Origin of the sequence: Streptomyces sp. SID5910 (assembly GCF_009862125.1) — a bacterium.
GTDB lineage: Bacteria > Actinomycetota > Actinomycetes > Streptomycetales > Streptomycetaceae > Streptomyces.
The window spans coordinates 1-5,970 of record NZ_WWHX01000910.1 but is presented as its reverse complement, the minus strand read 5'-3'; the positions used below and the strand labels follow the sequence as shown (position 1 = coordinate 5,970).

Here is a 5,970-nt window from a genome sequence, read left to right as displayed (position 1 = left end):
GTGCCGCCCCAGCGGCACGACTGCCCGCAGCTGAGTGGGGTGAGGTGCGGGGAACTGCGCGACCAGCCCCCCACGACCCGCGGCACGCCACCGGCACAAGCCGCGCAGCGCTCAGTGGCCGTTCTGAGCCAGCCGCAGCAAGTGGTCCGCCAGCGCCTGCCCCCCCGTCGCCTCCCTGCTGATCAGCAGCAGCGTGTCGTCACCCGCGATCGTGCCCAGGATGTCGTGCAGCTCCGCCTGGTCGATCGCCGAGGCGAGGAACTGCGCCGCCCCCGGAGGGGTCCGCAGGACCACGAGGTTCGCCGACGCCTCCGCGGAGATCAGCAGCTCCGCGGAGAGCCTCCGCATCCGCTCCTCCTTCGCCGACTCCCCGAGCGGCGCCCGCGGGGTGCGGAAACCGCCCTCGCTGGGCACCGCGTAGATGAGGTCGCCGTCGGTGTTGCGGATCTTCACCGCGTTCAGCTCGTCCAGGTCCCGGGAGAGCGTCGCCTGCGTGACGGTCAGCCCGTCGTCGGCGAGCACCTTCGCCAGCTGGCTCTGCGAACGCACCGCCTGCCGGTTGAGGATGTCCACGATCCGGCGGTGACGTGCGGTGCGGGTCTGCGGTACGGCAGGCCCGTTGGTCTGCTCGTGCTCCTGCGCCTGGCTCATCGTCGTCTCATTCTCCGGATCGTCCGTCCCCGTGGGCCTCGTGGGCCTGGTCAAGGATGCCGGGCAGCGCCCCGAGGAACGCCTCCACCACGTCGTCGCCGAGATTCAGCGCGGGCATCAGCCGTACGACATCGGGTGCGGGCGCGTTCACCAGGATCCCGGCCTCCTGAGCCGCCTGCTGCACCTGGGGTGCCAGTGGCTCGGTGAGCACGATACCCAGGAGCAGTCCGGCGCCCCGGACGTGGGCGACCAGCGGATGGCCCAGGCCCTCGATTCCGCCGCGCAGCGCCTCGCTCTGCCGCTTGACGTTGTCCAGCAGCCCCTCGCCCGCGATGGTGTCGAGAACGGCGGTACCGGCGGCGCAGGCGACCGGGTTGCCGCCGAAGGTCGTACCGTGCTGACCGGGCTGGAGCAGTTCGGCGGCGCGTCCGAAGGCGACCGTCGCGCCCAGCGGGAGTCCGCCGCCGAGGCCCTTGGCGAGGGTGACGACGTCGGGCAGGACGCCTTCGTGGGCCTGGTACTCGAACCAGTGCCCGGTGCGGCCGATGCCGGTCTGCACCTCGTCCAGGACGAGCAGCGCGCCGGTCGCGGCGGTGATGGCGCGGGCGGCCTTCAGGTAGCCCGGGGGCGGCACGACGACGCCGTTCTCGCCCTGGATCGGCTCGATGATCACCAGGGCGGTCTCCTCGGTGACCGCCGCGGCCAGGGCCTGGGCGTCGCCGTAGGGCACGTGCGTGACGTCGCCGGGCAGCGGCAGGAACGGCTTCTGCTTGCCGGGCTGCCCGGTCAGCGCCAGCGCGCCCATGGTGCGGCCGTGGAAGCCGCCGTCGGTGGCGACCATGTGCGGCCGCCCGGTCAGCCGGCCGATCTTGAAGGCGCCCTCGTTGGCCTCGGCGCCGGAGTTGCAGAAGAACACCTTGCCGTCGCGGCCGAAGTGCTGGAGCAGCCGCTCGGCGAGGGCGACGGGCGGCTCGGCGACGAAGAGGTTGGAGACGTGGCCGAGGGAGGCGATCTGCCGGCTCACCGCGTCGACGACCGCCGGGTGGGCGTGGCCGAGCGCGTTGACGGCGATGCCGCCGACGAAGTCGAGGTACTCGGTGCCGTCGGCGTCCCAGAGCCGGCAGCCCTCGCCGCGGACCAGGGGCAGGCGGGGCGTGCCGTAGTTGTTCATCAGCGCGCCCTGCCACCGGGCGGTCAGTTCCTCGTTGCTCACGACTCCCCCTGTTCGTCCGGCACGACCATCGTGCCGATCCCCTCGTCGGTGAAGATCTCCAGCAGGATCGAGTGCTGGACCCGGCCGTCGATGACGCGGGCGGTGGTGACGCCGCCCCGTACGGCGTGCAGGCAGCCCTCCATCTTCGGCACCATGCCGCTGGACAGCTCGGGCAGCAGTTTCTCCAGCTGGGAGGCGGTGAGGCGGCTGATCACCTCGTCGGAGTCCGGCCAGTCCTCGTAGAGGCCCTCGACGTCGGTGAGGACCATGAGAGTCTCGGCGCCGAGCGCCGCAGCGAGTGCCGCAGCCGCCGTATCAGCATTGACGTTGTAGACATGTCCGTCGTCCTGGGAACGGGCGATCGAGGAGACGACCGGGATGCGGCCGTCGGCGAGCAGGGCCTCGATGGCGCCGGTGTCGATGTCGGTGATCTCGCCGACCCGCCCGATGTCGACGAGCTGCCCCTCGATCTCGGGCTGGTGCTTGGTGGCGGTGATGGTGTGCGCGTCCTCGCCGGTGAGGCCGACGGCGAGCGGGCCGTGCTGGTTGAGCAGCCCGACCAGCTCGCGCTGGACCTGCCCGGCCAGCACCATCCGTACGACGTCCATGGCGTCCTCGGTGGTGACGCGCAGGCCGGCCTTGAACTCGCTGACGATGCCGTGCTTGTCGAGGGCGGCGCTGATCTGGGGGCCGCCGCCGTGCACGACGACCGGCTTGAGGCCGGCGTGGTGCAGGAAGACGACGTCCTGGGCGAACGCGGCCTTCAGTTCCTCGTCGATCATGGCGTTGCCGCCGAACTTGATGACGACGGTCTTGCCGTTGTGGCGGACCAGCCACGGCAGCGCCTCGATGAGGATCTGCGCCTTCGGGAGGGCGGTGTGCTTCCGCGTGGTGCTCATGAGGAGTACGCGCTGTTCTCGTGGACGTAGTCGGCGGTGAGGTCGTTGGTCCAGATGGTGGCCGTGGCGTCGCCGGCGGCGAGGTCGGCGACGACGTGGATCTCGCGGTAGCGCATGTCGACCAGCTCGCGGTCCTCGCCGACGCCGCCGTTCTTGCAGACCCAGACGCCGTTGATGGCGACGTTGAGCCGGTCGGGCTCGAAGGCGGCGGAGGTCGTGCCGATCGCGGAGAGCACCCGGCCCCAGTTGGGGTCCTCGCCGTGGAGGGCGCACTTGAGGAGGTTGTTGCGGGCGATGGTGCGGCCCACCTGGACGGCGTCGTCCTCGGTCGCGGCGTTCACGACCTCGACCTTGATGTCCTTGCTGGCGCCCTCGGCGTCCCGGATGAGCTGCTGGCCGAGGTCGTCGCAGACGGTGCGGACGGCCTCGGCGAACTCGGCGTACTCGGGGGTGATCCCCGAGGCGCCGGAGGCGAGCAGCAGCACGGTGTCGTTGGTGGACATGCAGCCGTCGGAGTCGACGCGGTCGAAGGTGACGCGGGTGGCGGCGCGCAGGGCCCGGTCCAGCGTCCCGGCGTCCAGGTCGGCGTCGGTGGTGAGGACGACGAGCATGGTGGCGAGGCCCGGGGCGAGCATGCCGGCGCCCTTGGCCATGCCGCCGACGGTCCAGCCGGCCTTGGTGACGACGGACGTCTTGTGCACGGTGTCGGTGGTCTTGATGGCGATGGCGGCCTTCTCGCCGCCGTGCTCGGAGAGCTGACCGGCGGCGGTCTCGACGCCGGGGAGCAGCTTGTCCATGGGGAGCAGGACGCCGATGAGCCCGGTGGAGCAGACGGCGACCTCGCCGGCACCGGTGCCGAGCACCTCGGCGGCCTTCTCGGCGGTGGCGTGGGTGTCCTGGAAGCCCTTGGGGCCGGTGCAGGCGTTGGCGCCACCGGAATTGAGGACGACGGCCGACACCTGCCCGCTCCTGAGGACCTGCTCGGACCACAGGACCGGCGCGGCCTTGACGCGGTTGGAGGTGAAGACGCCCGCGGCGGCGCGTCGGGGGCCGGTGTTGACCACGAGGGCCAGGTCGGGGTTGCCGTTCTCCTTGATCCCGGCGGCGATGCCCGCCGCCGTGAATCCCTTTGCTGCCGTCACACTCACGGCGCAACTCCGATCGTCGTCAGTCCGGTGGTCTCGTCGAGACCCAGGGCGATGTTCATGCTCTGGACGGCACCGCCCGCGGTGCCCTTGGCCAGGTTGTCGATGGCGCCGATGGCGATGATCCGGCCCGCGGCGGCGTCGTACGCGACCTGCACCTGGACGGCGTTCGAGCCGTACACGGAGGCGGTCGCGGGCCACTGCCCCTCGGGCAGCAGGTGCACGAAGGGCTCGTCGGCGAAGGCCTTCTCGTAGGCGGCGCGGACGGCCTCGGCGGTGACGCCGGTCTTCGCCTTGGCGCTGCACGTGGCGAGGATGCCGCGGGGCATCGGCGCGAGGGTCGGCGTGAAGGACACGGAGACCGGCTCGCCGGCGACCGCGCCGAGGTTCTGGATCATCTCGGGGGTGTGCCGGTGGCCGCCGCCGACGCCGTACGGCGACATGGAGCCCATGACCTCGCTGCCCAGCAGGTGGGGCTTGGCCGCCTTGCCCGCGCCGGAGGTGCCGGAGGCGGCGACGATCACGGCCTCGGGCTCGGCGAGGGATGCGGCGTAGGCCGGGAAGAGCGCCAGGGACACGGCGGTGGGGTAGCAACCGGGCACCGCGATGCGCCTGGACCCCTCCAGCGCGGCGCGGCAGCCCGGCAGCTCGGGGAGGCCGTAGGGCCAGGTGCCGGCGTGCGGGGAACCGTAGAACGTCTCCCAGTCGGCGGCGTCCTTCAGCCGGAAGTCGGCGCCCATGTCCACGACGAGCACGTCCGGCCCGAGCTGCTCGGCGACGGCGGCGGACTGCCCGTGCGGCAGCGCGAGGAACACGACGTCGTGCCCGGCGAGCACCTCGGGCGTCGTCGCCTCCAGGACGCGGTCGGCCAGCGGCAGCAGATGCGGCTGCAAGGCGCCGAGCCGCTGCCCGGCGTTGGAGTTGCCGGTCAGGGCGCCGATCTCGATATCGGGGTGCGCGAGAAGCAGACGCAGCAGCTCTCCGCCCGCATACCCACTGGCTCCGGCCACCGCCGCACGTACCGCCATGACGTCCTCCATCCTTGATGGCATGACTATACGTATCCATGCAGTTTTATGCAACGCGGCCTCGCGGTCTACGGTGGGCAGGCCGGTGCCCGGCCGGACCCACGCGCGGGTCCGCGATGATGAGCGGCATGACTCCGATCACCGGCATGGACCTGACCGGCTTCACCGAGCGCGAGCCGGGGGTGTGGACCGATGCGCACGGGGCGGTGCTGTCGGTGCACTTCTTTCCCCTCGTCCCCGACCTTCCCGCCCCGCTCGACGCGTCCGGGCCGCTGCGGGCCGGTCTCGCGCACGGTGTGGCGGGGGCGGGCGGTGCGTTGATCGAGGCGCTGGACGGCGCGGTGGACGGGGTGCCGGCGGTGCGGCAGCTGATCAAGGTGCCGCGGCCGAACGGGCACGGGCAGGTGTTCCTCGGGTCGTGGACGGTGCCGAGGGCCGCGTGCAGCACGGTGCTGAAGGTGCAGGCGGCGGAGGGGGCGACGACCGGGATACGGGAGGCCTCGGTGATGGCGCGGGTGGGGCCGGCCGATTACTTCCGGCCCCACCCCTATGCCCCCGACGTGGCCGGCGGGCTGCCGTATCACGTGGCCGACGACGCGTCCTGGGACGCGCACTTCCCCGACCACCCGCTGACCCTGGTCCGGGCCGTGCTGGACCGGATCACGCCGACGGTCACGCTGGACGAGCGGTTCAAGGGCCTGCCGCCGTTCGCCGGGCCGGCGGCAGCACCTCAGCAGGCGCCTGCGCCTCAGCCGCGCGGGGGCCGGGGCTGGTTCGGGCGCCGCAAGGAGCGCTGAACACAGGGAGGGCGGATGCGCGTCAATGGGTCGCGCAGCGATGCGTGGGACGGAGAGCGGCACGCGATGGGCGAGTTCTGGCCAGTACCCGACGTACTGGCGTACCTGGCGGGGCGGTGGCGCACCGAGCGGTCGGTGCGGGACCTCGCGAGCGGCGACACCGGCCGCTTCGAGGGGACGACCGTGTTCGAGACGTGCGGGGACGGCGGTCTGCGCGGCCACGAGTCCGGCGCCTTC

The 5,970-nt window shown here is 72.2% G+C and carries 7 protein-coding genes; 2 read left to right on the top strand and 5 right to left on the bottom strand.

Going from position 1 to position 5,970, the window contains the following annotated elements:
* Positions 1 to 111: 111 nt before the first annotated feature.
* The 5 genes from GTW67_RS32655 to argC are packed head-to-tail and all read right to left on the bottom strand — an operon-like array spanning position 112 to position 4,936.
* Positions 112 to 651, bottom strand: a complete 540-nt coding sequence (locus GTW67_RS32655) for an arginine repressor (protein ID WP_161168368.1) — start codon at positions 649 to 651, stop codon at positions 112 to 114.
* A 7-nt stretch (positions 652 to 658) separates the two neighbouring features.
* Positions 659 to 1,864 carry an acetylornithine transaminase gene (locus GTW67_RS32650; RefSeq protein ID WP_161168367.1) on the bottom strand — a complete coding sequence of 402 codons (1,206 nt, stop codon included), beginning with the start codon at positions 1,862 to 1,864 and terminating at the stop codon, positions 659 to 661.
* A complete protein-coding gene (gene argB, locus GTW67_RS32645; RefSeq protein ID WP_161168366.1) occupies positions 1,861 to 2,763 on the bottom strand; it encodes an acetylglutamate kinase in 903 nt (300 codons plus the stop codon). Before argB ends, GTW67_RS32650 begins: the two co-directional genes overlap by 4 nt.
* Positions 2,760 to 3,911, bottom strand: coding sequence for a bifunctional glutamate N-acetyltransferase/amino-acid acetyltransferase ArgJ (argJ, locus tag GTW67_RS32640; RefSeq protein ID WP_161168365.1), 1,152 nt, complete (start codon positions 3,909 to 3,911; stop codon positions 2,760 to 2,762). Before argJ ends, argB begins: the two co-directional genes overlap by 4 nt.
* A complete protein-coding gene (argC, locus tag GTW67_RS32635; protein ID WP_161168364.1) occupies positions 3,908 to 4,936 on the bottom strand; it encodes an N-acetyl-gamma-glutamyl-phosphate reductase in 1,029 nt (342 codons plus the stop codon). The genes argJ and argC overlap by 4 nt, the downstream gene beginning before the upstream one ends.
* 128 nt (positions 4,937 to 5,064) lie before the next feature.
* On the opposite strand from argC, the gene GTW67_RS32630 reads away from it, so the two are divergent.
* Positions 5,065 to 5,733: a hypothetical protein gene (locus GTW67_RS32630; RefSeq protein WP_161168363.1), complete on the top strand. Its 669-nt coding sequence runs from the start codon at positions 5,065 to 5,067 to the stop codon at positions 5,731 to 5,733.
* Between the two features lie 66 nt (positions 5,734 to 5,799).
* On the top strand, positions 5,800 to 5,970 hold a 171-nt coding region (locus GTW67_RS37225; protein ID WP_237519146.1), incomplete at its 3' end, for a DUF6314 family protein.